Source organism: Qipengyuania gelatinilytica (genome assembly GCF_019711315.1).
In the GTDB taxonomy this organism is placed as follows: Bacteria; Pseudomonadota; Alphaproteobacteria; order Sphingomonadales; family Sphingomonadaceae; genus Qipengyuania; species Qipengyuania gelatinilytica.
Window position 1 is genome coordinate 614,226 of record NZ_CP081294.1, and the last position, 26,422, is coordinate 640,647.

Genomic DNA, 26,422 nt, shown 5'->3' on the forward strand with positions numbered 1-26,422 from the left:
ATCGCCCATAGAAACGCGAACTGCTACCCCTTCACATTCGCGATGGGGGCGTTATAGGAGCGCCCGCTGCTGGGGTGTAGCCAAGTGGTAAGGCAGCGGTTTTTGGTATCGCCATTCGCAGGTTCGATCCCTGCCACCCCAGCCAGCCTCCTTCATTTGCGAAATCGCTGCGCATCGCTAAGCCTGTGCGGATGAGCGAAGCCGACCCGCGCAAAACTCCCGTCATCATTGGCGTTGGCCAGATCAACGATCGCCCCGAAGATCCCGGAGACGGGCTCGATCCGATCGGCTTGATGGCAGCAGCCCTGCGCCATGCCGACGAAGACGCCGGTGGCGACTGGCTGGCTCGCTGCGATTCGCTTTCGGTCGTGGCCCAATTGGCCTGGCCCCAGCTCAATCCGGTGGACGGGACGCTCGCCGAGACGCTCGGTATCGATCCTGCCCATCGCATGCAGACTGCCATGCCCAATGGCGACAGTCCGATCCTGCTTCTACACGAAGCGGCCAACCGCATCGCTCGCGGCGAAGCGAGCGTTTGCGCAATAGTCGGCGGCGAGGCGCTGCGTACTGCGGCAAAGCTCGCTGCACTCAAACCACGCGACGATGGCGAAAAGCCCAATGCCTTGCGCGATGCGAGCCACCGCAAGCGGAGCGGCTATGCGCCCAGTTACGGCCTCGTCGTGCCGACCGACGTCTATCCGCTCTACGAAAATGCCGGACGCGCTGCCTATGGCCAGTCGCTCGCCGAAGGGCAGGCCGAAAGCGGCGCCATCTGGTCGGGCATGAGCGAAGTGGCCGCGGGCAACGACAGCGCGTGGATACGCGAGGCAGTCAGCGCGCAAGAGGTCATCACCCCCTCGCCGACCAACCGCCCGATCGCTTTCCCCTACACCAAGCTCCAGGTCGCCAACTCATCGGTAAACCAGGGCGCGGGCTTCATCGTCACCAGCCTTGCCGAGGCGCGCGAGCATGGAGTGCCGGATGAGAAATTGGTGTTCGTCGGCCACGGCGCAGCGGCGCATGAGGACGGCAATTTCCTCGCCCGCGACCGCTACGACCATTCGCCCAGCCTCTCGACATCGATCGAGCGGACATTGGAACTGAACGGTGTGAGCGCCGACGACCTCGCCCATGTCGAGCTCTATTCCTGCTTCCCCTGTGTCCCCAAGATGGCGCGGCGCGTCCTCGGTTGGCCGCTCGATCGCCCGGCCACCGTCTTTGGCGGGCTGACTTTCGGCGGCGGCCCGATCGGCAATTATATGAGCCATGCGGTCGCCGAGATGGTGCTCCGCCTGCGCGGAACGACCGACAAGGGATTGCTGTTCGCCAATGGCGGATATGCCACGCACAATCACACCATACTCCTGTCCGGAGCTCCTACAGGCGCAAGCTTCCCGCAGGAATTCGACTACCAGCAGGAAGCCGATGCAAAGCGCGGGGCCGTTCCGGAACTGGACGAGGAATATCAAGGCGAGGCCGAGGTCGAAACCTATACGGTCCACTACGCGAGGGACGGATCGCCTCGCTCGGGCGTCGTGGTTGCCCGCACCCCCGAAGGCAAACGCACTCTCGCGCTGGTGCCGGGAAGCGATAGCGCCGCCCTGGCGTGGTTTACCGATGGCTCACACGAGCCGGTCGGCACAGCGGGATTGATCCTCCGGGACGAAAAGGGCATGGGAATTTGGCAACGGGCCAATGCATAAAAAGGGCAGGGCGCTACGCTAAAGATTACCCGAAAGAGAGTGATGACTGACAAAGTATGGACGCCTATCAAACATGTGCGCGTCGCTGACCAATGGGTTGCTGCGGCAAGCAGACAGGATTTCGTCGACGCCGCCCACAGTGATGCAAGTTTCGCCGACGAGCATGGGCGTGTGCGCACGCGATTGATTTTCGATTCAAACGGCCAAGGCGTTTCCATGGCCCGAACGAACCCGAAGTTTCGCCAAGCGCTCGAACACGCAGATGTGATTCACGCTGATGGCCAGTTCATAGTCGATGTCTCCAGAAAATACTGCTCTGAGCCTATTCCGGAGCGCACACCGACAACGGATATGATCCATGATTTCGCCAAGGCTTGCGAGAAAAGTGGTCGCACTTTCTACCTTCTCGGAGCTCCCGAGGAGATCAACTCCGAGTGCGCACGCGTACTCAAGAGGATGTATCCGAAACTGAAGATCGTGGGGCGACACCATGGATTCTTCAAAGGTAGAGAGGAAGAGATACTCGCGGACATCGAGGAGAAGAAGCCCGACTTCTTGTGGGTTGGTTTAGGTAAGCCACTCGAGCAGGAATTCTGTGTGCAATACAAGGATCGTCTGGATGCGGTTTGGACCATCACTTGTGGTGGCTGCTTCAACTTCATCACCGGCGACTACAGTCGGGCTCCGCAGTGGATGCAAGATGCGAGCTTGGAATGGCTGCATCGTATGATCATCAATCCCCGACACCTTTTCTGGCGCTATTTTACCACTACGCCTCACGCTTTCGTTCTGGGCCACCGCCTCTCGGATGAGGCTACGAAGGTTTTCCAGTACGAGCCCGCCTGAGCCATTCGATCGGTTGCTTTTCCAGACCGGCTTGCCCAAGAGGTTCGGGCAACGAGAATCTTGGGAGCAGGCAATGAGCGATTTCGAAACCATCCGGGCTGAGCGCGAGGGCAATGTCCTCACCATCACGCTGAACCGCCCCGAGCGCTTGAATGCCTGCCCGCCTGCAATGGCGGACGAAATCTTTACCGCCATCCGCGATCTGGGCGATGCCCGCGCAGTCTTGCTGAAAGGCGAAGGCCGGGCCTTCTGCTCGGGTGCAGACCTTGCAGCGAATGCGGAAATGTCGGTCAGCGGCGGCGACCGCGCCTATGCTTCGCTCAGCCAGCATTACAACCCGATGGTCCAGGCGCTCGCCTCGCTGCCCGTTCCGGTGGTCTCGGTGGTCCAGGGTCCGGCAGCCGGTGTCGGCTGTTCCATCGCGCTGGCGGCAGACTTCGTGATTGCCGGCAAGAGCGGCTATTTCCTCCAGGCCTTCGCGAATATCGGCTTGGTTCCCGATGGCGGCTCCAGCTGGATGTTGCCGCGCCTGATCGGCACGGCGCAGGCGACCCGCATGGTGATGCTGGGCGAGAAGATCCACGCCGAAGAAGCGGAGCGTATCGGCCTGATCTATAAGTGTGTCGAGGACGATGCGCTCGCCGGAGAAGCGAAGGCGCTGGTCGAGCGACTGGCCGATGGGCCGACGGTAGCCCTCGGCCTCATGAAACAGACACTTCGCGACGGGCTGGAAATGGATTTCGCCGCCACTCTCGCCGCTGAGGCGAAGGCCCAGCGCAAGGCGGGCAGCACGCAGGATGCCGTCGAAGGCGCGCTTGCCTTCCTCCAGAAGCGCAAGGCAGCGTTCAAGGGCGCCTGAACATGACGGGCGTGTCCGAAGCCCAGTTGAGCGAATGGCAGAAGGCCGTTGGCCGCGAGATTGTGGAAGAGGAAACTCTGGCCCCTCTCGTCCTTTGCCGCTTCGCCCGCTCAGTCGGAAAGGAAGACGAACACGATCGGCCGCCCTTGCCGCATTGGGCATTTTTCCTGCCCAATCCGCTAAACGGAGAAATCGGGCCTGACGGACATCCGAAACGCGGCGGTTTCCTTCCTGACGTCACACTACCAAGGCGGATGTTCGCAGCATCCAGCATCGAATTTCCCGGCGAACTCGATCTCGGCGCTTCCGCCAAGCAGACCAGCCGCGTCGCCGAGCTTACTCACAAGAGCGGACGAACGGGCGATCTGGTTTTCGCAAAGGTCGAGAAGCGGATCGAACAGGGCGGCGAGCTGCGGGTGCGCGAAGTCCAGACCTATGTCTACCGCGACGCAGGCGATCCCGTGCCCATGCCGCAGCCCGCTGCCGAAGCTCCTGATGGCGAAGCCTGGCAACCCGACGAGGTTTCGCTGTTCCGCTTCTCCGCCGCGACCTGCAACGGCCATCGTATCCATTACGATTATCCCTATACGACAGGTGTCGAAGGCTATCCGGCCCTGATAATCCACGGCCCCTTCACTGCCGCCAAGCTGGCGGACCTCGCCATGCGCAAGGGCGACCTTGCCAGCTTCAGTTTCCGCGCCACTGCACCGCTATTCCTGGGTGAGCCTGTCTATCTGCGCGAAGCAGCCGATGACAGCGTCGAGGCAGTGCGATGCGACGGCGTGACAGCGATGCAGGCCAACTTCTCCTACCGCTGAAACATCTGTCTGGAAGACCGACCTAACGGACTATCTGGCGGATATTCGCGAAGGCTTCGGCGGCGCGCAGATGGACCGTTGCGCCACGCGAGCGGGCGAGCGCTTCCAGAGCTTCGACGGAGCGCTCCTCAGGAAATGGTCGGACCTGCGATTCAAAGCACTTGAATGCGTCCAGCTTGCGCTCCAGCGTATCGGCGATGTCGATGTAGACGTTGGGAATGAAAGCCGGCGTCACCGGCGGCGCATACCAGTTCGTTTCCGAGAGCGTTTCGTAACACAGGATGCGGGCCGGGGCACGGTTGTGGCGCGGCCGGGCGGCCACCATTGCCGCCTGGAACACGATCGCATGGTCGCCGTGGATGTCCCCGTAGAAGGGCAGGAACAGCGTATCGGGCGAAACCGCCTGGACGATATCGCCGATCTCTGCATTCACCTGCGCTGCCGGAACAGTGTCGAGGGCGGCAGCCGGGAGGTCGAGTTCATGCGTTTCGGCGATATCCAGCAGTGCATGGGCCTTCTTCATTTCGGCACGCACCCGCGCCACGCCCTCCTCCGGGAAAGCGGGCGGCTGGCCGCGCGTTGCGACGAGCACATGGACCGCATGCCCTTCCTCGGCGAGGCGCGCCATGGTTCCGCCACACCCCAGCACTTCGTCGTCAGGATGCGGAGCCACGACAAGCACGCGTCCGAGATCGTGAATCTTGTTCAATCGTCCCTCCCGAGGATTTCATGCATGCGAAGAGGCTTCACGCTATCACATTCCCATTCGAGAATTCGAAGAAGGCCGGATCCTGTCTGGACAGTAAGCCTATCCCCCTCGCGTTCGACGATCTGTCCGGGCGCTGCATGATGAAGCCTTCCGCCCAAGACAGGTTCGCTGCTCCAGATCACGAGGCGATCCCCGCCCACATTCGTGAACGCACCGGGATATGGACGGCCGACAGCGCGGACCAGCCGGTCGATCGCAGCGGCATCGGCTTTCCAGTCGATCAGCCCGTCACGCGCGGTCCGTTTCGCTGCCCATGTGGCATAACGCTCGTCCTGCACGCGGCGCGGTTCATTGCCGTCGGCAAGAAGCGGCAGGCACTGTTCCAGCATCTCGCGCAGCGCGACCATGTGCTTTTCGTATAGCTGAGCGGCAGTCTCGTCGGGCGCAAGGTGGAAATAGGACTGGGCGAGGATATCGCCGTCATCGGTCCCCTCCTCCATCCAGAACAGGCTTCCGGCAGTGATCTTCTCGTCGAGCAGGATCGTCCAGGGAAGAGCCGCCCTTCCCCTCAGCCTGGGCAGAGCTGCCGGGTGGTAGCCAATCACCTTGCCGGGGCGAATGCCAAGGAACTCGCTCCCGCACAGCTGCGACCAACCGACGACGAAGATGTAGTCGGGCCGTGCCTCGCGGATTGCATCGAGAGTTTGGGGATCATTGGTTTTCCCCGTGCGGAAGACTTCTGCTCCGAGCGTTTCCGCCTGCGGGCCAAGGTCGACGAAATCGGAGTGCCGTGAACTCAATTCCAGCGGAAGCGTCACCACCAGCGCCACTTCCCAGCCCTGTGCCTGGGCGAAGGCATCCAGCACCACTTCGGTGCTACCGACGGCTCCCACCACCACTGCGCGCTTGGTTCGCTGCTCCACTCAGCCCACCTTGCGCTTTTCCGCAAAAGCAGGACGCGGCGCGAGGTTTTCGGCGGGCTTGTCGGTCGGACGAGGCTTGGTCGGCCCGCCGGAAAGTCTGAGCAAGTCCATCTCGTAGAGCAGCATGCGATTGACGATCTCGACGTCATATGTGCGCTCGGCACGCGTGCGCGAACGCGTCGCCATGTCGAACACGAGGTTCGGCTCGGCCACGAATTTCATCATCGCGCGCGCAAGATCATCCGCATTGCCGGGTTTTACGAGAAACCCGTTTGACCCGTCGTCGATCGCATCGCGGCAACCGGGCATGTCGGTCGTGATCACGGCCCGCCCCGTCGAAAGCGCTTCGAGGATCGTGCGCGGAAGCCCCTCGCGATAAGTGGATGGCAGGACGAATACCGAACTGTCGGCTAGAAAAGGCCGCACGTCGTCGGTCCCCGGCACGAATTCGACAGGATAATCCCGCGCAAAGCCGGCTATTTCGTCTTTTGTGAAGCCCGCGGGGTTCTCCCCATCAATATGTCCGAGCACAGTAAACTCGCAGCGATCGCAAGACCGCTTCACCACGCTTGAGGCCTCGAGGAATTCGAGGATGCCCTTGTTGCGCAACAGGCGGGCTACCAGCAGGAAGTGCATCCTGCCATGAGGTGGCTCGACCTTGGGAAAGCGCTGCAGGTCGACCCCGGAACCCGGGACCTGAAGGACGTTCTGATCGGGCCCGATAATGCCCAGGTCCAGCATGTCCCGACGGTCGTCCGAATTGAAAACGAAGATCGTCTGCGCCCGGCGCACCGCCAGCCGGTAGAGGCGCGCCACTGCCGAACGGATCAGCGGGCGGACGCCGCTATCCGGGCTGAAGACATGCCCCAGTCCCGACATCAGCGGGAAGAAGCGCGGAATGCCGAGCAGCCGCGAGACCAGGCCACCGTAGACGATCGGCTTTTGCGTATAGGCAAGAACCAGTTCGGGCCGCTCGCGCAGGAACAGGAAGAAATATTGGAGCATCAGCCAGAGATCGGCGAATGGGTTCATCCCTGCCCGGCTCATCGGGACCGTGCGAAACGCGATGCCGCTTTCGGCCAGTTCGCGTTCGACCTTCTCATCGTGATCGGGAGCGACAGCCACGACTTCGTGTCCGTTCGCCTTCATCGCCCGCAGCAAGTCGCCGCGAAAATTCGTCAGCGAATATGCGAGGCTCGATAATACGACGATCTTCAACTTCGCGGGTCCTTCCGGCCGGTTCTCGTGCCATGTTCTCCGGAGGACGGGAAAATTCGTCCTCCACGCAAGGACATAATCGGCGCGAAGCGGGCGCGGGTTCAATCGGCAATAGGGGGCATACTCCTTTGAGATGGCACCGGGACGATCAGGCCAAATGGGTAAGGACCTGCCCATCCGTTCCGACATGGGATTAGCCCCACCACCACCTTGGGCTGATTGCGACCATTCCGGTTGATGTCTCATTGCGCCGCTGCCCAGCGTGCCGTGATCGACTATCCCTGAGCCTCACCGATTTCTTGTCCCACCATCCGCACGCACAGGAAGGCCGATCGCCAGCATGACCGACAAGGTTAGATCCGCGAACGACGATTGGAATGCCGACGCCGGCGTGACTCCTCCGATCCGCAAGGTCGTCGGCCTGGGACGTGCGCACCGCCAGATGCGTCCCTATCGCCGCACCTCCATCCGCTGGCTGCTGAGGACAGTGCTGCTGGCGTTGCTCGACATGATGGCATTCGTCGTCAGCCTGCTCGCGGTGGGAATGATGGTTCCGCTGTCGGGATATGGCCTCGACGTCACCTTCCCTCCCGCGCTGCTGGGATTTGCCGCGACCGCGACGGCGACCCTGCTGGTGTTCCGCATCTATCGCCAGAGCTGGCGCTTCTTCGGCTTCGCTCATGCTGCAGCCGTTATCGGCCTGGGACTGCTTGGCTCGGCACTGGGCTGGACGCTGCTGATCCTCGGCCAGAAAGCGACGCTGGGGCTTGGCCTGGTCGCCGCTGCGCTTACCCAGTGGATGCTTGCGACCGGACTGCTGATAGGCCTCCGGTCCCTGCGCAGGATCGCCCGTGAAAACATGGCTGGCACCAAGATAAGGCTTGGCACGGCCGTCAGGGCCGACCTTCCGCAAGCCCTGCTGATCGGCCCCGCTCAATGGGCCATGTCGGTCATCGAACTGATGCGGGCCGAGGACGACCCGCAATTCGCCATCGCTGGTATCCTGCTGCCGTCCGAAGCCGACGTGATCGACCGGATCGGCGGAGTGCGCGTCCTTGGCAGTCATGACAAGCTGGTTGAAATCGCCAAGGCAGCAGAAGCGCAGGGTCGACCGTTCTCGCTCGCAATCACGCTGGATGATGGAATGTATCTCGGCAATCGCGAGATGACCCGGCTCACGCACCGGGCGCGCGAGCTCGGGCTAGAGCTCTCCCGCATCAAGAACCACTGGAGCCAGATCCTCCAGCGTCCCGGCGCCGAAGACCCCAAGAACCTTTCGGTCCCCGACCTGCTCGGTCGAAACGAATTCGAAATGCAGGGCGACGTCATCACGCGCCAGATCGAGGGCCAGAGCGTTCTCGTCACCGGAGCCGGCGGCACCATCGGCGGCGAACTGGCGCGCCAGCTTGCAAGCTTCCGGCCATCGCATCTCATCCTGCTCGAGCTGTGCGAGTTCAATCTCTACTCGATCGAGATGACGCTGCGGGAAAAATATCCCGATCTCGAGATCCATCCCGAACTATGCGACATCCGCTCCCGCGACGAAGTGCACCGCGTTTTCGAGAAGCATCGTCCTGCGGTCGTCTACCACGCCGCAGCCCTCAAACATGTGCCCATTGTCGAGCTCAATCCCTGCGCGGGCGTGCACACCAATATCATCGGCACCAAGCACATCGCCGACGCCGTCACCGAATTCGGCGCCCGGGCGATGGTCCAGGTCTCGACCGACAAGGCAGTGAACCCCGTCGGCATGATGGGTGCCACCAAGCGTGTCGGTGAACTCTACAGCCAGGCGCTCGACATGTGCGGTGTCGATGATCCCGATGCACCGCGCTTCATGACCGTGCGCTTCGGCAACGTCCTTGGCTCCAGCGGCTCTATCCTGCCGCTATTCCGGCGTCAGCTGGAAGAGGGCAAGCCGCTCACCGTTACCCATCCGGACATCGAACGCTTTTTCATGACCGTACGCGAGGCAGTGCAGCTCATCCTGCAGAGCAGTGCATCGGCGCTGGCCGAAGACCTGGAGCGTGGCAGCATCTATGTCCTCGACATGGGCAAACCGGTCCGCATCGTCGATCTCGCCTATCGGTTGATCGCGCAGTACGGCCTCGAGCCGGAAGTCGATGTCGAAATCCAGTATGTCGGCCTGCGACCGGGCGAAAAACTCTACGAGGAATTGTTCGACGATTGCGAGGAAGAGGTGCCTTCCAAGATCGGCGGCATCTTCGAAGCACGCTCGCACCCGATCCCGCTGCCCTTCATCAACAAGAGCATCGACCGGCTGTTCGAAGCCGTGAAGCGCAATGACGCGGCAGAGGCAGAGCGCATCGCCCACCACCTCGTAAAAATTCCCAGCAGCGGGGCACGCTTCGACCTCATTACGCCCAAAAAGAAGCCAAGCCTGGTCGATACGGCTGCGACCCCATGAACATCTTCACCCCCAAGGAGAAACCCGTCGCAGCGCTGCGTCCACGCGCCAGCCACTGGCCGCGTCACGAACAGGACGAGATAGATGCCGTCGTCTCGGTTCTCGCCACCGGGCAAGTGAACGGCCTCGTCCATGCACAGCAGACGACGCTGTTTGCACAGGAGTTTGCCGAATACATCGACATGCCCCATGGCTTCTGCGTGGCCAATGGCACGGTCGCGCTGGAGGTAGCCATGCGGGCGCTCGGCATCGGTCCGGGCGACGAGGTGATCGTCCCTGCCCGCAGCTTCTTCGCGACAGCCAGCGCGGTGCTGGCCGTGGGAGCGACACCCGCGTTCGCCGACATCGACGCCAGCACTCACAATATCGATCCGGCGTCGATCGAACGGCTGGTGGGCCCCCGAACCAAGGCCATCCTCTGCGTGCACCTCGGCGGATTGCCCGCCGACATGCGGAGCATCTGCGCGATTGCGGACAGGCATGGATTGAAGGTGATTGAAGACTGCGCACAGGCCCATGGTGCTGCGATCGATGGCCGCAAGGCAGGCTCATGGGGCGATGCGGCGGCATTCTCCTTCTGCACGGACAAGATCATGTCGACGGGCGGCGAAGGCGGCATGTGCCTGTTCCGCGAAGAGGACGATTGCGAACGCGGCTGGTCGTACAAGGATCACGGCAAGTGCCGTGCAACAATGCGCGACGGGCAAGGCAAGCCGGGGCAATTTCGCTATGTCTGCCACCAGCCGGGGACCAATTTCCGCATGACCGAGATGCAGGCGGCGATCGGCCGCCGACAACTCCATACTTTGCCAGGCTGGCTGGCTCGTCGCCGGATGAATGCGGAGATCCTCACCCGCGCGCTCGAAGGCGATCCTCGCGTTTCCCTGCAACAGACGCCAGCGGGCTACGAGCACGCTTACTACAAATTCAACTTCGCCCTCACCGATCCGGTTGGCGAGACGGTGGAAGACCTGCGTTCACGCCTGATCGAGCGGTTGCACGCAACCGGGATCGCCATCGGAACGGGCTCCTGCCCCGACATGAGCCTCGAGCGGGCATTCGAGGGGCTGGAGGTGAAACGGGATGGCGACCTTCCGGTCGCCCGCGACCTCGGCCGCAGGTCCCTGATGCTGCAAGCGGATCATACGCTGCTGTGTGACGACATGCGCGCGACTGCCACTGCCCTGCTCCTCGCGCTGGACGGGGAAGCCGGGTGACAGCAGCACGCAAGCCAGACTTTGTCATCATCGGAGCAGCCAAGGCGGCAACCACCTGGATCCAGTTGCAGCTTCAGGCCAATCCGGCAATCTTCATGCCCGATCCGGAGCCGCACTTCTTTTCGCGCGAATATGAAAAGGGCGAGGATCACTATCTCGACTGGTTCCGCAACCACCCTGCCCGGGCGACCTTGCTGGGTGAAAAATCCGCAGATTACCTGTCCGATGCACATGTTGCCAAACGGATGGCACAGATGCTCCCGGACGCACGCCTGGTAGTCCAGCTGCGCAATCCGGTCGGCAGGGCCTATTCGGACTACAAGATGTTCTACCGCCGCGGTGAGGTAAACGATCAGCCGGAGGACTACCTTTCCGACCCGGACAATCCCCACCCACGCTTCCTTCTGGACGGGCTCTACGGAAAGCATCTGTCCGGCTGGCTCGAACATTTCCCGCGCGAACAGCTGCTCGTCTTCACCTACGAAGATGTCTCGCGCGATCCCATCGGCGTCATCGAGCGGGTATGCGGCCACATCGGCGCCCCGATCACCATTAATGACGAGCTGATCTACAAGCGCGAGAACAACAGCCGCGAAATGCTTCTCCCGCTGCTGATGCGCAAGGTTCTGGCGCCTTTCAAGGAGCCTGTGCGCCCTTTCAGGGGCAAGTTCTGGTTCGAAAGCGCCCGGTCGTTGCTTGCCCGGGAAGTGCGCTACCCCCCTCTCGATGCCGGTCTTCGCGAGCATATGGAGGACTTCTACCGCGAAGATATTGAACTGACCGAGCAGCTGACCGGCCTCGACCTGTCGGCATGGAAGGCGCCGGCGACCAGTGCCGTCGCCTGAGCGCGCCTACCCCATAAGGATTAGCCGCGAGAACCGCTTTGTGGTCATCGACTTAATTGACCACCAGCACACGCCCCGTGTGCGCTAGGGTCACCAGTGAAGGTCCATCAGGACGGGTGCAATAATAACGGAGAAAACAATGTCCCGCTTACTCGGATTGCTCGGCATGGCGTTCTTCGCCGCCTTTTCAAGCGCAGCGCTCACTGGGTGCGGCGGACCGGGTGGACTCGCGGCAATTCCGGCACCTCCGGGCGGCGAATACCGCGTCAATACCGGCGATACGCTGAAGATCACCGTGCAGGACCTCGATGCGGCATCAGGCGACTACACGGTCGACGATTCCGGGGCCATTTCCCTTCCCATGGTCAAGCAGATCGACGTTCGCGGACTTACCTTCCGCGAAATCGGCTCGAAGGTCGAAGACCAGTATCGCAGCGCCGGCATTCTCAATGCGCCGGTCGTCAATGTCCAACCAGCGGCCCTGCGCCCGTTCTATGTTCTGGGTGAAGTGAACCGTCCCGGCGAATTCACCTACCGTCAGGGGATGACCGTCCTCGCAGCCGTTTCCGCAGCTGGCGGCTACACCTATCGCGCCGATTCCGGAGAGGTGGAAGTGACGCGCAACATCGATGGGCGCGAAGTCGTGGGCAAGGCAGACGAAACGACGCTGGTCATGCCGGGCGACCGCATCCGCGTCTACGAGCGCTGGTTCTGATCGATGCGGGGGGCAACATTTCTCTCGCTCTCGGTCGCAACAGCGGCGCTCGTCCATGCGCCGCTGGCCGCCCAATCGCTCCCCGATACGGCACCTGCTATCCCGCGCGACGATCCCGAGTACGAGATCGACCCGACCCGCATCGGCCCATTCGACGTGACGGTCGGCGTGCGCGCGACCACGCAATACGACAGCAACCTCTATGCCCTGCCCGATAACGAGATCGACGACGTCGTTTTCGAATTGTCCCCCTTCGTCGTTGCAGCAATCGACAACGGGAAATCGCGCTTCGAAATCGGGACGCAATCGCTCGTTCGGCGCCATGCCGAGCAGACAACCGAGGATGCCGAGGCTGCACGCTTCTTCGGCGACTTCACCTGGACGCCCGTCGAGGGAGAGTCGCTTGGGTTCGGCGCACAATTCGAACGCGCCATCGAGGACAGGGGCGACCCGGAAGCTCGCGATCTCCTGGCGCCGGGACCGCGAGAGATCGATATCCTGAGCGGCAATGCCTATTACCGCCGCGAACGCGGACGGATCCTGCTCGACCTTAGGGCCGATGTCGCGGAATACGACGCGCGCTCCGTGGTCGACGACAACCGCGATTTCACTTCCTACAGCGGCAGCGCAACCGTCGGTTTCCAGATCGCAGGCTCTGTCTTCGTGACTGCGACAGGGTTTGCCAGCCGCCGCGATTTCCGGCTCGAGACCGATCTTGCCGGGATGGAACGCAATTCCACGACATGGGGCGGCCGTGCAGGACTCAGCTTCGCACCGGGCGGGCTTGTCGAAGGTGCAATCTCGGCCGGTATCTTCCGCTTCGAACCCGACGAACCGACTTTCGATGATCGGACCGGGTTTTCGCTTGCCGCCAACGTCACCTACCGGCCACAGCGGCGCACCGCGCTGACGCTATCGGGTTCGAGCGGCGATGTCGCCACGTTCCGCAATGGGGCGACCGGGCGAACCGACACGACTGTGCGCCTGACCTGGCAGCAGGAAATCCGCCACAATCTCTATTCCTCGCTCTCGGCGGGGTATCGTCGCAGCCGCTTCCGTGGAACGGGCATCGATCAGGAAACCGCGATCGTGCGCGGCGAGCTGGAGTTTCTCGTAAGCCGGCACGTGTCGATCGTTGCCGATGCCAGCTATGGAGACCGCCAGAGCGACCTTGTGAATGAAGAGTTCGACCGCTTCCGTGGCGGGGTCGGCCTCAGGCTCAGGTTCTGACACCCGGCGCAAACCGCCATCCGCAGCTCCACCTGAAATCTAGTCGGTCGTGCCTTCCATCGCCCTGCGCGATTCCCTCCACCAGAAGACGTCGAGCGCGACGGCGGTCAGCAGTCCGAATGCGATGTGTGCAAGGTTGGCGCCCAGGGCGCCATAGATCGGCATCGTAACGAACGCCGTGATGAAGAAGAGGACGGTGGACAGTGCGGCAACGATCAGGACCACACCCGGCCTGTGCATAGAAAGCAGGGCCGATCGCGAGGGTGCCGCGTGAAGGATCAGGATTACCGCCACCATCTGCGCGATCAGCAGCCCGTACGCCGCCACGAACTCGCTTCCCAGGACCAGGGCGAGTGCCTGTTTGCCGAACAGGATCGTCGCGACCAGCGCCGCAAGGCCGATCGCCATCAAGGCGAGCTGCAAACGAAAGGTGACTGTGCGGAATGCATGAATTTCAAGCCTGGCCCACAGGCGCGCCATATCGGGATACATCACGGCCTGTACGTTCGCCCCGATCTGCATCGCCACTTTCGCGACCCGTTTGGCGATGTGGTAAAGTCCGGCCGATGACGCACCTCCGAGGGCGCCGACGAGCAGGGTGTCCGCTTCCTGCGTCATGGTCCGCAGCGTGCTGGAGATATTCGTCGACCATGCAAAGCTCATGAAGCCCGGGAAACGCTGCGGCAGGTTTCTCCAATCGGCTTTCAGGGGATTTGCCACGCCCTGCCTCTTCAGGCTCCTGAAGCTGATGAACAGGAAAAGCGCAGTGTCGAAGATCTGCACGCCGGTCCAGATTAGGATGAATGCCAGAATATCCCAGCCCATGAGGAAGGCTGCAAAGGCCAGCATGATGCGAACGAAGCTCGAAACGGTCTGCAGATAGGCAAGCGTGCGGAACTGGCCGCCAAGGCGCAGGGCAGCCGTGGGAAATCCGCGAATGTTCAGGGCGATCGCAGCGGCAAAGATCATGACGAAGGGCAAATCTTCCGACTGCAGGCCGATCGTTTGCATCAGCAACAACCCGCCACCAATGGTGAGAGCGGCGGCCAGCAGGCAGCTCGCCGTGTCGAGCAGGAGCCCGTAGAGGAAAAGCGAGCCCATGCGGTCGCTGTCGAAGGACTGTTCCTCGCTGGCCGCGAAACGGATCAGCGGCTGCCAGGATTCGAACCTGACGAGACGCTCGCTGAACCGGCCCAGTGTAAGGACGAGAACGAAGACCCCGAATTGCTCGGTACCGAGCGTGCGCGCAGCCAATGCCGTCCCGAGTAGCATGAGCAGGCTGTTGGCGATATTTCCGCCGAACAGGTGGAGGATGCTCACGAAGCGTGATCCGAAGAAGGATTTGCCCGGCTTACCGGAAGGCACATCTGCATCCTGGGCCGCCGGAGTATCCGCTATCTCGGCAGGATATCGGGTGGGCTGGCTCACTGCTCGCGCGCCCCTCCGGCTGCGAACGCTTCCTTGCCGGACGCTTCGGCACCCATGCTCGCGGCTCCTGGTGGTTTTGGATCACCCCACGATGGAACAGGCAATTGCTCGCGCCACTTGAGGGCATGCACGAGGCCCAGCAGCACGGGTACGATCCACATGCGGGCATACATGTGCGGCACCGAAACGGTAAAACCGGTGAAGACGACGAGCAGGCCGAGCACCAGCGCCGCATCGGCCCTCATGCTCCGCAGGATGCTGAAACCGAGTACCCAGAGCATGATGAGCAGCACGATCAGTCCGAGAAGGGACAGAAGGCCACCCTCGGTCATCAGCAATAGCGGGAGAACATGCACCGGAGCCTGATGAGAGCTGACAGCGCGATAGCCGTCGGCACCGAAGCCGATCAGCGCAGTGTCACCCGACAGGCGCCATGCCTCGAGCGCCATCTCCCAGCGGCCGGAGAAAGTCCCTGCCTGGTCCAGATTGCCTTGCGCAAGTGCCTCCGCAACGCGTTGCTCGAACACGGCAGGCAGGGGAACTTCGGACGTCACTCCGACCGCTACGGCAAACAGGATCACGAGGATCGCAACCAGCGTGCCTCGCGGCCAGAGGATCAGCGACGCTAGCGGCAGGGCGATGCAGGCAAGCACGAAGGAGGTAAAGCTCGCGCTGGTGATCAGCCCCCAACCGGCAAGTGCTGCGCACTGGAATATAAGCCAGCGCGGGAGGAGGCCCCGGTGGAAGATATAGATCAGGCTCAGCAGGCAGAAGGTCGCCACTGCACCGTTGGTATTCGGATTGCCCGACAGCGCGCCGACCCGCCCAGTGGCGGTAATGAAGTCGCGCCCCATGACCATCCACGTATCGTGGTAGGTGAAGAAGATGTTCGCGCCAAAGGCGATCGCCTGGGAAAGCACCACCCCGAGAGCGAACGCGACGATACATCGGTCGAGCACTTGCCGTCGCCAGCTCGCCAGCGTCATCGGAATGGCGAGGAACGCGAAGGAATATTGCGCGGCTACGCTTATCCAGCGCGTTGCGACGCCATTGACGATCGAGCTGATCAACAACCCGCCCAGCATCAGCAGCAGACCGATGTGCCAGAGCGGAGTGGCAGCCCCAAAAGGCTGTACGTTGAGGTGCCCGCGCGCAACAAGGAACATGATCACGAACAGGAACAGTCCGTCCGACAGGCTAAGGTTCACATCGCCAAGCCGCACGATGTTCCAGGTCAGCGTGAACATGCCTCCCAGCAGGCAGAAATAGGCGATCCTTTCCCAGCGCGATGCATAGGTGCGAGGCTCTGCCCGCCTCACGGCACCGCCCGGAGGCAGGAAATGCTGGTCTGCTGTCGAGCTTGCCAAGGTCATCCCGGGATTTTCGGTTGCGCGATATCGGCGAACCTACCGCCAGTTGCGCTCCGCGCCCAAGGGTCAGGCGGCTAGTGGATTGGCGCATTTGAACCGCAGGTCTCGCAAGGGTGTCATGCCGCTACCCCCAAAGAGACCCGTTCCGACTGTTAAAATACTGTATGGATACGCTGATTTCCTGCCCCATGGCGGGTCTGAAGGGTAGCCATGACACCACCGCTTCAAAGTTCATCGCGAAAGCCGTCGTACGGTCACGGGAAAGCTAGCAAGATGCGAGCCTTGCTCAGCGCGACATGCATTGCAGTTACTTCCTGTTCGGGGCCGGGCAACGGGCTTGCCCAGCAGATCGACGACACCGACGCGGAACAGGTAACCTCGCCTGCCACAAAGCTAGCTTTCCGGGGCGCGCAGGGCTTCGGCGCGGTTAGCGAGGGAGGGCGCGGCGGTAGGGTGATCGCAGTTACAACGCTCGAGGACTCGGGCCCGGGCAGCCTGCGCGCCTGTATAGAAGAAAGTGAACCGCGCGTCTGCGTATTCCGGGTCTCCGGCGTTATCCGCTTCACCCAGCGCCCTCCGCGGATACGCAACCCGTACATCACGATTGCCGGCCAAACTGCGCCGGGCGGAGGCATAACCCTGGCGCACGGCGGGGGCGATGCCGGCAGGACTCCGCTGGTGATCAAGGACACGCACGATGTCGTGGTAAGGCACTTGCGGGTCCGGACCGATCGCGTCGGCAACGAACGTGGCTCAGAAGACGCCGTCACGATCGAGAATAGCTCGCGGGTGATAGTCGACCATGTCAGCGCCAGCTGGGCCCGGGACGAGATCGTCAACGGTTATGCCGACAATGACGAGATCACGATCAGCAATTCGATTTTCTCCTGGGGAATCCCGCGGCACGACAAGTGCGCCTTGCTCGCTGCGGATTCCTTCCAGCCACAGCGAGTCAGCTTCATCGGCAATTTGTGCGCGCACAATGGAGACCGCAATCCGGACATCAATTTCACGCCGGGCTCGTGCATCGAGATCTTCAACAACGTCTTCTACAATGCGGAATCCGAGTTTGCGGAGGTCTGGGAAAGCCACGGCGGAAGCCCGGTCTCGATTGTCGGCAACAGCTTCATCGCCGGGCCCGACACGAGGCGCGATGCCGTAGGGATCGTGCGGCAGACAATCGGCAGCAAGGGCAAGGCAAGTGCCTATATGCGCGGAAACCTGTTCGACGGTGCTTTCACCCATCTCGACGGTTCGGTCGCGGACATCGCTACGGATACACCGCCTTGCCAATTCACCATGCAGCCTCTTTTAGCGCAGGACGCCTATACGCAGGTCCTGCAATCTGCAGGCGCTCATCCGAGGGATGCGCTCGATCGCCAGGTGGTATCGGAAGTCCAGCGCCGGGGCGGCAAACTGGCAAAGGCGCCCGGCAGCATTCCCGCGATCGAGGCCGGCACGCCCTATCCCGATGCGGACGCAGACGGCATGGACGACTGGTGGGAACGCGACCACGGAGCCGATCCCGAAACGCCGGATTCCTGGTCGGACAGCGATGGAGACGGGATCTCCAATCTCGAGCAATTCCTGGATGACCTGAGCGACCAGCTCGTAGCTGGCTGATTGGGGCTCCGCCCTCAGGCGACAGCCAGCACGAGGTCCTCGACCTCGCTCCCGTCGCCGAACCTACGGACGACCTCGAAACGGTAGTCTTCATCGAGCCGAAACAGCGTCCCATGGTTGCGGCTGGTGACCTTGTCGGTCCTGACGAGAAGCAGCAGCGCACCCGGACTGCGCAGATACGCGCGCAGATGGCCCACTCCGGTCGAGATCCGGTCCTTGTCGAAGTAATCGAGATTGAGAATATTGGCCGCGCGAACGAAGTGGAACTTGTGCTCGAACGCAGGGGTCCGCGTGAAGATATCATCTTCGGCTATGGTGACGCCGGGCTGTTCCTTGAGGCGCGGACTGACGAGTTCGACTGGCCGAACGCCCACCTGTTCCCTGGCCGACCTGCCGATGACCTTGCGCAAGGCTGCATTGAGGATCGACCTTCCGGTAAAGCGGTCCAGCCGCCTGTCCCACGCTCGCAGCGGCCGGCCCATTATCTCGAACTGCAAGATGTGCCCACTGTCCTCCACAAGCGCACGACTGCCGAGCGGTCCGTCGAGAATGGACGCGGCAAAGCTGCGATCCGTGGCGGTGATACGGAAGTCGAGACCTGTGCTTTCGAGAGCCTCGGCAAGTTCCAGCGTGGTCGTGCCGGAGGAGATGCCGACGTCGAGAAGTTCGAGCGCTTGTCCCGGAAATGCCTTCGCAAGCTCGGCCGCGACGACGCCGTCGATTTCCTCGAACCGGCGGACGTCGGTTTTCTTGAAGGTATCGTTACCCGTCTTCAAACTGCTGAAGAACGCGGCCTCCAGGGCCGGTGTGATCTGCTCGGGCGGCAGCGAGAAGAAGCGCGAAGCTGCGATGGACATGGATTCAGGATGCTCTTTTCATCACGATAAACAGCCTATCCGGTGCCAAGTCGCAATTGAGCATGCGAGCGAGGCGCTGCCACTCCGAGATACCGGTCACAAGCCTTGGTAGCCTTTTGGATATTGGCCTATTTATCTGCCCATGAGGTCCGGGATTGCGCCATAATCGTGGGCGACACAGCGCGGGATTTCACCGTGCCGCAACGGCGAGGCCAGTTGAATGCCGATCAGAATATGTTTCCCTTTCACCGACGGAATGGTCGGAGGCAGCCATATCTCGGCTTTGACAATGCTGCGCGAACTCGACCCGGCGCGGTTCGAGCCAAAGGTGCTCCTTTCCGGGCCGGAGGGTGATCTGGGAAGGATGCTGGAAGACGAGGGCATACCCTATTCCCGCATCGCCATGCCCGATCCGAGCTCCGAAACGCTCTTCGGCATAACTTCCAGTGTGCGCGCAGCGATCGCCCACCTGAAAGAAGGCGGCTTCGACTATGTGCACACCAACGAGGGCCGCAACCACGTCGTCTGGGGCCTCGCTGCGAAGATCGCCGGCGTGGAACAGGTCTGGCATCATCGCGGCCATCCACGGGCGAAGGGGCTGCGCTTCGTCGCGCCCCTGACGGCCAGGGCCGTGGTTTCCGTATCGCATTACGCATCGCCTCAGCCATCGAACTATTCGGCCGGAGACCGGTGCCGCGTCATCCATTCTCCTTTCGATACGTCCTGTGCCGACATCGACCGCAACGAAAGCAGGCGCGAAGCTCTGGAAGAGCTGGGCTTCGACGCGGACAGCTTCATCGTCGGGTTCTTCGCCCAGTTCGGCGACCGCAAGAGGCCGGAAACCTTCGTCGAAACTATCGCCGCGGCCCTTCGCGAAAATCCCGAAAGGAAAATCTACGGGCTGCTCTTTGGAGAAGAGTATGAGGCCGGCTTCGAAGAGAAGGTCCGCAAGGCGATAGAGAATAACGGCCTTCAGGAGCGCGTGCTCATGATGGGGTTCCGCAAGCCTGCCGAGCGGTGGATTGCGGCTTGCGACGCGCTGCTGGTGCCCGCCGTCAACGAGCCCTTCGGGCGCACGCTCGTCGAAGCCATGCTGGTCGGCACACCGGTCGTCGCCGCGGCGTCGGGAGGCAATATCGAGGCTATCGAACATGGCGAGACCGGCCTGCTGGCAAAGGCCGACGATCCCGAAGACATGGCGAAACAGCTCGCGCGTCTCGATGACGATCCCGGCCTCGGCGCACGTATCGCGGCGAACGCGCGCAAGCATGCGTTGAGCAGTTTCGGGATCAGCAAGCACGTCCGTGCGATCGAGGAATTGTATACGGAAATCGCTGCATGAAGATCCTGCACGTCATCACGGGACTGAACGTGGGTGGCGCCGAGAACATGCTGGCCAAGCTGATCGAAAACGATTCCCGGTCGCAAACGCAGCACGTGCTTTCCCTGCTCAAGCCCGGCCCGCTGGCCGAACGAATTACGGCGGCGGGGGCAACAGTTCATACGCTTGGGATGAAGCGCGGTTTGCCCACCATCGGTGCGGCAAGGCGCCTGATGAGGCTCGTCAAAAAGCTCGGCCCCGATGTCCTTCATGGCTGGATGTATCACGGGAACCTGGCAGTCACCTACGCGCAATTCGCCAGCCGAAGCGATATGCCGACCATCTGGAATATTCGCCATTCCCTCGAAAATGCACAGCGCGAGACCCTGCGCACGAGGGCCCTGCTGGCCATCAGCCGGCGCCTCTCGCATCGCCCCCGCGCCATCGTCTACAACTCCACCGCGTCGGCAGCGCAGCACGAAGTCCATGGCTTTTCTACCGCGCAGCGGACAGTCATTCCGAATGGCTTCGACTGTTCCCTCTTCCGTCCCGATCCTGGGGCGCGAGAAAAGGTCGAAGCCCTGTTCGGGATACCGGCTGGCCGTCCTATCATAGGTTGCATCGCGAGGTTCCACCCGATGAAAGGGCATGCGAACCTTGTGGCCGCTGCGACAATCGCGATGCAGCAAGGCAGCGATTTTCACCTTTTGATGGTCGGACACGGGCTGGCCGAGCCGCCGGATGACCTGCGAAAGATGATCGAAAAGCTGCCGTCCGGTCGCGTCACGACCAGCGACGCCCGGCTCGACGTTGCCGAATGGCTGCCGGGTCTCGACATACTCGTGGTGCCCTCGGGGTGGGGAGAGGCGTTCCCGAACGTGATCGGGGAAGCATTCTCATGCGGTGTCCCGGTCATCTCCACCGACGTGGGTGACAGCAGGGCCATAGTCGGCCCGGCAGGCGAGATCGTTCCGCCCGAGGACCCGGAGGCACTTGCCGCGGCGATAGCGCGAATGCTGGAGCTGTCGGGTGAGGAGCGCAGCCGCCTCGGCCTCGCCGGCAGGGAACGGATTGTCGACAATTACTCGCTGAATGCGATCACGGAGCACTACGAGCGTCTATATCGGGAAGTGAGCAGCAATCGGGCGAACCGGACAGCGAACGCGAATCGTGGGGAGCATTCGGTCGGCAACTCGAACACGCTAAGCTGATTTCCCAAGCTAGCCCATGTGTTGCCTGAAATGAACCCACCTAACCAAACAACTCGCCCTAAATAGTGCTCTGTTTGGCGGAATTCCGCGGTTCGGTGTTGATTTATTAACCATCGCGGTCAGAGAAATATTCTCGATAACATTAAGTGCAGGAGGGTCGCCGGTACAATTTGCGCCAGGCCTTCCCCTATCCACCTGAAATACCCTGCAAAGGTTGGCAAATGGCCAAGTTAAACCCCGGCGTCCTACTTGGGACTGCCGCAGCAACCCTCCTTGTCGCCGCATGTGGCGGCGGCGATTCCAGCGCTCCCCCTACGACGGGCGTACCCGGTCCGAGCCCGAGTCCGAGCCCCAGCCCGAGCCCGAGCCCCAGCCCCTCGCCTACTCCAACGCCAACGGCCGGTGCGGCGGCGGCTTTCGCGAACCCGGACGATGGCGGGATCCCCGACAAGGCGATCCACCCGATCGCCTTCCCGACGGCCATTGGTTATGGCCGCGTCACCAGCGTTCGTTCGCCGAACGCGGTGGTCTACAAGATCAACTCGCTCGAAGACACGGCCGATCCGAACGACGGCAAGATCACCTATCGCGAATGCGCCAAGGCGCTGCCGGTCAATTCGCCCTACAGCATCCCGGCAGGTCGCCCGCGTTACTGCGTGTTCGACGTGTCCGGCGCCATCACGCTCCAGTCCGAAGCGTGGATTACGACCGAAAAGATCTACATCGCGGGCCAGACTTCGCCCGGCGGGATCGAGCTTCGCCTGGGCGACAACTACAATCCGGTGGACTCGCTGCTCGATACGCGCCGCGACGGGAACCACATGATCGCGCGCCATATCAGGCTGCGGTTTGCTCCACACCCCAACCGGCCGTCTGATAACGGCGACCCGATCCGCCTCAACAACACCCGCTACCAGGTCGTCGACCACGTATCTTCCATGTACGGCACCGACGAGAGCATGGATGTAACCTGCTCCGACTGCACGGTGCAGTGGTCGATTGCCGGCCCGAACATCTGCCGCGATGCGGGACACAGTTCGGCGCTTCACTGCAAGACCTGGTTCACCAAGCCGGGCAATCGCATGACGATCGCCTACAACCTGTCGCAGCACGGCGTGCAGCGCGGGATGAACCTGTCTCCGGGCGTGCGTAACGGCGGGGTCGGAGATACCGGCCAGATCGACGTGCTCAACAACGTCCTTTACAACTTTACCGAAGAAGGCGGCCTGCTGTCGAACCAGTTCGGTTCGGTGTACGTCAACTACATCGGCAATACCTGGTTCCGTGGTTCGTATTTCACCAACCGCAAGGGCAATTACTGGCCCGCGCTGTACAACCGCGCGGTCAGCGGCCTGCCCTACGGTTTCGACGTATACATGAAGAACAACGTGACCCCGCGGACCCGGATTGCCGGCCAGTTCGGGTCGACGGTGACCGACAACTATCTTGATTCGGTCGGCTTCCTCGACGGTGTCGATTCCACGACGGTCTGCGGTTTGACTTCCAATGGCCTCGAAAACTGCGCCATTCAGGGCAAGGACGTCGTCCAGGGTGTCAAGTTCGCGCTGGCACCGGGACTTACCAGGACGTTCGAGGACTGGATGATCTCCAGCCCGATGCAGGGCATGCGCAACGTGCTTGCATTCGCCGGTGCGGACCTGTGCCGTGACGGAAGCTGCCGCGACAATGTCGACAAGGCTTTCATCGAAGATGTGCGGACCTGCGATGCACCTCCCTATCTGGTCGACCTGCCCAACGACATTCGCACGGCCATCGCCGGCTATGCGAACCTGTCGGCGACCGGCGGGGCACTGCCCGACCGCGACAACGACGGCATGCCCGATGCGTGGGAAGAGCAGTTCACTAGCACCGATCCCGACAAGTGGGATGCGAACGACGATGCTGACGGTGACGGCTATCCCAACATCGAGGAATACCTCAATTTCGTGGCCCAGGATCACAATCGCTATCGCGGTATCTACGATGCCGGAACCGGTGCGCTTCCTGCCTATAATTGCGGTCGTCCGATGGTTTAATAGCCCTATGGTCTAAGTGGTCTGGCTAATCTCAATAGCCATCATTTTATCCTATGGGTGATATGGTGAGCGTCTCGGAACGTTCATACTGCGGGTGGAAACGCCCGGGCTATGCTGCCTTGGCGGAAGCCTTTTTAGCAGCCGAGACGCCACCATGTCCCAATACCTTGCTCCACAAACCGCTTCCGGAAATACGGCAGTCGATCACCGCTATGCGAGTGCCATAAGCCACGAAGGCTCGCATGCCCCGCAGGTCATGTCCTTGCGCGACATGCTGCGCCTGCTGGAGCGTCACAAGCTGCTGATTATCGCGATCGTCGGGCTGACCACACTTGCCGTGGCCGCCCAGCAGCTGCTGGCGCCAAGCCAGTACCGCTCGGTGGCACAGGTACAGGTCGAACTGGTTGACGAGGTGGGGACCAACCAGGCCGATGTGAATTCGCGTAACGAGCAGCGCGTGGCCAATGCGGTGCGCCTTTATCGGTCGCGTGCTTCAGCCGAGCGGGTGATCGACGATCTGTCGCTCCTCGAAGACGAGGCATTCCTGAACGAACTCGGCAGCCTGCCCGAGGGCCGCACTGCCCAGATGCAGGCTGCGACGAACCTGCTGCTGTCGATGATGTCGGTTGCGAGCGAGCCGGGGTCCGACCTGATACAGGTCGCTGTAACGACCCGCTATCCTGCGCTCTCGGCCCGTATCGCCAACCAGTTTCCGGAATCGGTCCGTGACGTGCGCAATTCGCACAGCAACCAGCGCCGGGAGGAATTGCTCGCATCGCTGAAGTCGGAACAGGCCAGCCGCGCGGCAGACGCAGAAAACGCGGCGCGTGAGCTATCCGATTTCCGCGCGCGCACGGGCATGCTTGTCGGAGCCGGTAGCCAGGAAGACCTCCAACAGATCAACCGCATCGCTGTCGAAGCAGCATCGGCGAGCGCCTCCAGCAGCGGTTCTGCCTCGCGCAGTGCCGGTATCTCGAATGCCGCACGCCTTCGCAGCACTGCACAGGCGACCTCGGCAGCGGTCCAGCAGCTCGAACGCCAGCAATCCGAGCTGATTGCCGAACAGGCTCGCCTCGGTGCGACTTATGGTCCCAATCACCCCGACGTACAGCGCGTCAATTCGCAGCTTTCATCGGTCAATAGCGCCCTGACAGGCGAGCAGGCCCGTGCCCGCGCGGCTGCAAACGAGGTTGCATCTGCCGATGCCGCCCGCATGACCGCCCTGGCCCGGAGCGATGCCGCGATGGACGCTGCTCGCGCCTCGCGTCTCCAGGGTACGCTCGCCTCGATGACGGCGAAGGCCTACCAGAACAATGCGAACATGGCCGAGCTTTCGCAATTGGAGCGTGCCAGCGTGCTGGCCGATACCGCCTATGCCAAGATCGCGGATCGCATCGAGCAGATCGAAGCACAGATGCAGCTCCAGGGGGTCAATACCCTCGTCGTGTCGCCGGCCGTCCCCGATTTCGATCGCATTTCGCCCGAACCGCTAAAGATGATCCTGCTTGCCATTTTGGGATCGGGTGTGATCGCCATGCTGATCGCCTTCGCGCGCGACCTTATCGACGACCGGCTGCGCACCGCCGCGCAAATCCGCAGGTTCGTGAACGTGCCGACCCTCGGCATGCTGCCGACGATCCAGAGCGGCGTATCCGACAAGATCGACGAGAACCTGGTATTGCGAAACCCGCAGTCGCTTTATGGCGAAGCGGCAAGGTCGGCCTATGCCGAATTGAAGGCGCTCTCGCCGAATTCCGATTCCCAGTCTGTCCTCATCACATCGCCCCTGCCCGGCGATGGCAAATCCACCGTGTCGCTCACCATGGCGGCAGCGGCGGTCAGCATGGGGCAGACGGCAGTCGTGGTCGACCTCGACCTTCGCCGCCACGGCCTGTTGCAGACGCTGCAGAACGAGCTCGACACGCCGGACATCGTCGATGTGATCACCGGCCGCGCCGACCTCGATGCGCTGCTGTCCAATCCCGCGCCCGACATGATCGAATGGCATCGCAAGGGCGACGAGAGCGAGGAAGAGAAACCCCGGATCGTCCTGCTCAGCGCAAACCGTCCCGTGAGCGATCCTGCTTCGATCCTGACCAGCTATCGCCTGACCATGCTGATCGAGAAGCTCAGCCAGATGTTCGACAAGGTCATCATCAATGCGCCCGCAGCGCTCGCCGTCCGCGATGCGCGCGCGATGTGCGATTACACGGACAACACGGTGGTCGTCGCCCACTGGGGCCAGACAACGGTCGACCAGATGAAGGCGACGCTCGAGCTCTTGGGGGATCAGGTCAACGGCGTGGTCTACAACCATGTCGACTATGCCGAACACGCCCGCCGCAAGTACGGGGACTCGGTCCAGTTCTACATGGAGGCATCGGAGTATTACGTCGACGACGTGCCCGAAAAGATCAGCTTCCTCGACCAGGTGCGCAGGGTCTTCAGGCGCACCCCGCGCGCAGCCTGACCTGCCGGCCGGATGCAGCGCCTACTGGCCATAATCCTGCTGGTGGGACTGTCCCCGCTGCTGGGGATTCTGGGTCTTATCACCCGCATGAGCCAAGGCTCGCCCGTCCTTTTCAGGCAACTGCGTTCGGGACGCGGCGGGAAGCCTTTCCGCATCGCGAAATTCCGTTCGATGACCGACAGGCGCGATGCAAACGGCGAATTGCTGCCTGACGACGAGCGGGTCACCGCATGGGGCAGGTTCCTGCGCCGCTCGCGGCTGGATGAACTGCCCGGCCTCTGGTCGATCGCACGGGGCGACATGGCATTCGTCGGCCCCAGACCGCTTCTTCCCGAGACGATCGCTTCACTGGGAGAACGGGGGAAGCAACGGGGCAAGGTCCGGCCCGGCCTGACAGGCTGGGCGCAGGTGAACGGCAACACCTTGCTCAGCCTCGACGAAAAAATCGCTCTCGACCTGGACTACGTCAGCAACCCGAGCCTCGGTCGGGATCTGGTCATCATAACGCGGACGTTCTGGGTGATGATCGGGGGCGAGCGCCGTACTTCGGCGGCAGGCAGGGCCAAGCCCGACCTTTCGCAGCATCGCTGAAACC

Annotated in this window: 21 protein-coding genes and 1 tRNA gene; 16 read left to right on the plus strand and 6 right to left on the minus strand. The window is 62.1% G+C overall.

Features of this window, described 5'->3' with window-relative positions; all coding sequences use genetic code 11:
* Positions 1-70: 70 nt before the first annotated feature.
* The 5 genes from K3136_RS03025 to K3136_RS03045 all read left to right on the plus strand — a co-directional run bounded on the left by K3136_RS03025 (position 71) and on the right by K3136_RS03045 (position 4,226).
* A tRNA-Gln gene (locus K3136_RS03025) sits at positions 71-145 on the plus strand.
* A gap of 46 nt (positions 146-191) precedes the next feature.
* A complete protein-coding gene (locus tag K3136_RS03030) occupies positions 192-1,703 on the plus strand; it encodes an acetyl-CoA acetyltransferase (protein ID WP_221431444.1) in 1,512 nt (503 codons plus the stop codon).
* 42 nt (positions 1,704-1,745) lie between these two features.
* On the plus strand, positions 1,746-2,549 hold the full coding sequence (locus K3136_RS03035) for a WecB/TagA/CpsF family glycosyltransferase (RefSeq protein ID WP_221431445.1): 804 nt from the start codon (positions 1,746-1,748) through the stop codon (positions 2,547-2,549).
* Positions 2,550-2,622: 73 nt separating this feature from the next.
* A complete protein-coding gene (locus tag K3136_RS03040; RefSeq protein WP_221431446.1) occupies positions 2,623-3,408 on the plus strand; it encodes an enoyl-CoA hydratase-related protein in 786 nt (261 codons plus the stop codon).
* A gap of 2 nt (positions 3,409-3,410) precedes the next feature.
* Positions 3,411-4,226 carry an HTD2 family dehydratase gene (locus tag K3136_RS03045; protein WP_221431447.1) on the plus strand — a complete coding sequence of 272 codons (816 nt, stop codon included), beginning with the start codon at positions 3,411-3,413 and terminating at the stop codon, positions 4,224-4,226.
* Between the two features lie 22 nt (positions 4,227-4,248).
* Here the strand turns inward: K3136_RS03045 and K3136_RS03050 are convergent, their stop codons facing one another.
* The 3 genes from K3136_RS03050 to K3136_RS03060 are packed head-to-tail and all read right to left on the minus strand — an operon-like array spanning position 4,249 to position 7,076.
* The gene (locus tag K3136_RS03050) at positions 4,249-4,935 is read right to left on the minus strand and encodes a PIG-L deacetylase family protein (protein WP_221431448.1); all 687 of its coding nucleotides are present in this window, start codon (positions 4,933-4,935) and stop codon (positions 4,249-4,251) included.
* On the minus strand, positions 4,932-5,858 hold the full coding sequence (locus tag K3136_RS03055) for a methionyl-tRNA formyltransferase (RefSeq protein WP_221431449.1): 927 nt from the start codon (positions 5,856-5,858) through the stop codon (positions 4,932-4,934). The genes K3136_RS03050 and K3136_RS03055 overlap by 4 nt, the downstream gene beginning before the upstream one ends.
* Positions 5,859-7,076, minus strand: a complete 1,218-nt coding sequence (locus K3136_RS03060; protein WP_221431450.1) for a glycosyltransferase family 4 protein — start codon at positions 7,074-7,076, stop codon at positions 5,859-5,861. It abuts the gene before it with no gap.
* Positions 7,077-7,416: 340 nt separating this feature from the next.
* Here K3136_RS03060 and K3136_RS03065 point away from each other — a divergent pair, with 340 nt between their 5' ends.
* The 5 genes from K3136_RS03065 to K3136_RS03085 all read left to right on the plus strand — a co-directional run bounded on the left by K3136_RS03065 (position 7,417) and on the right by K3136_RS03085 (position 13,511).
* Positions 7,417-9,504, plus strand: a complete 2,088-nt coding sequence (locus K3136_RS03065) for a polysaccharide biosynthesis protein (RefSeq protein ID WP_247711414.1) — start codon at positions 7,417-7,419, stop codon at positions 9,502-9,504.
* Positions 9,501-10,721 (plus strand): DegT/DnrJ/EryC1/StrS family aminotransferase, encoded by a 1,221-nt coding sequence (locus tag K3136_RS03070; RefSeq protein ID WP_221431451.1) that lies wholly within the window; start codon positions 9,501-9,503, stop codon positions 10,719-10,721. The genes K3136_RS03065 and K3136_RS03070 overlap by 4 nt, the downstream gene beginning before the upstream one ends.
* Entirely contained in the window at positions 10,718-11,566 is an 849-nt protein-coding gene (locus tag K3136_RS03075; protein WP_221431452.1) for a sulfotransferase family protein, read from the plus strand. Before K3136_RS03070 ends, K3136_RS03075 begins: the two co-directional genes overlap by 4 nt.
* 139 nt (positions 11,567-11,705) lie before the next feature.
* Complete coding sequence (locus K3136_RS03080) at positions 11,706-12,281, plus strand: polysaccharide biosynthesis/export family protein (RefSeq protein WP_221431453.1); 576 nt, start codon at positions 11,706-11,708, stop codon at positions 12,279-12,281.
* A gap of 3 nt (positions 12,282-12,284) precedes the next feature.
* Complete coding sequence (locus K3136_RS03085) at positions 12,285-13,511, plus strand: outer membrane beta-barrel protein (protein ID WP_221431454.1); 1,227 nt, start codon at positions 12,285-12,287, stop codon at positions 13,509-13,511.
* 39 nt (positions 13,512-13,550) lie between these two features.
* On the opposite strand, the gene K3136_RS03090 is transcribed toward K3136_RS03085, so the two are convergent.
* Both K3136_RS03090 and K3136_RS03095 read right to left on the minus strand, forming a co-directional pair.
* The gene (locus K3136_RS03090; protein ID WP_221431455.1) at positions 13,551-14,939 is read right to left on the minus strand and encodes a lipopolysaccharide biosynthesis protein; all 1,389 of its coding nucleotides are present in this window, start codon (positions 14,937-14,939) and stop codon (positions 13,551-13,553) included.
* Positions 14,936-16,306 (minus strand): hypothetical protein, encoded by a 1,371-nt coding sequence (locus K3136_RS03095; protein ID WP_221431456.1) that lies wholly within the window; start codon positions 16,304-16,306, stop codon positions 14,936-14,938. Before K3136_RS03095 ends, K3136_RS03090 begins: the two co-directional genes overlap by 4 nt.
* 456 nt (positions 16,307-16,762) lie before the next feature.
* On the opposite strand from K3136_RS03095, the gene K3136_RS03100 reads away from it, so the two are divergent.
* Positions 16,763-17,932 (plus strand): pectate lyase family protein, encoded by a 1,170-nt coding sequence (locus K3136_RS03100; RefSeq protein WP_247711415.1) that lies wholly within the window; start codon positions 16,763-16,765, stop codon positions 17,930-17,932.
* 14 nt (positions 17,933-17,946) lie between these two features.
* Here K3136_RS03100 and K3136_RS03105 read toward each other — a convergent pair whose 3' ends face one another.
* Complete coding sequence (locus tag K3136_RS03105; protein WP_221431458.1) at positions 17,947-18,789, minus strand: hypothetical protein; 843 nt, start codon at positions 18,787-18,789, stop codon at positions 17,947-17,949.
* A gap of 256 nt (positions 18,790-19,045) precedes the next feature.
* Here K3136_RS03105 and K3136_RS03110 point away from each other — a divergent pair, with 256 nt between their 5' ends.
* The 5 genes from K3136_RS03110 (at position 19,046) to K3136_RS03130 (ending at position 26,418) form a co-directional block, all read left to right on the plus strand.
* Complete coding sequence (locus K3136_RS03110) at positions 19,046-20,131, plus strand: glycosyltransferase family 4 protein (protein WP_221431459.1); 1,086 nt, start codon at positions 19,046-19,048, stop codon at positions 20,129-20,131.
* A complete protein-coding gene (locus K3136_RS03115; protein WP_282100005.1) occupies positions 20,128-21,321 on the plus strand; it encodes a glycosyltransferase in 1,194 nt (397 codons plus the stop codon). The genes K3136_RS03110 and K3136_RS03115 overlap by 4 nt, the downstream gene beginning before the upstream one ends.
* A 221-nt stretch (positions 21,322-21,542) precedes the next feature.
* On the plus strand, positions 21,543-23,357 hold the full coding sequence (locus tag K3136_RS03120) for a hypothetical protein (RefSeq protein WP_221431461.1): 1,815 nt from the start codon (positions 21,543-21,545) through the stop codon (positions 23,355-23,357).
* A gap of 154 nt (positions 23,358-23,511) precedes the next feature.
* Positions 23,512-25,827, plus strand: coding sequence for a GumC family protein (locus K3136_RS03125; RefSeq protein ID WP_221431462.1), 2,316 nt, complete (start codon positions 23,512-23,514; stop codon positions 25,825-25,827).
* A gap of 12 nt (positions 25,828-25,839) precedes the next feature.
* Positions 25,840-26,418, plus strand: a complete 579-nt coding sequence (locus tag K3136_RS03130; RefSeq protein ID WP_221431463.1) for a sugar transferase — start codon at positions 25,840-25,842, stop codon at positions 26,416-26,418.
* Positions 26,419-26,422 lie beyond the last annotated feature (4 nt).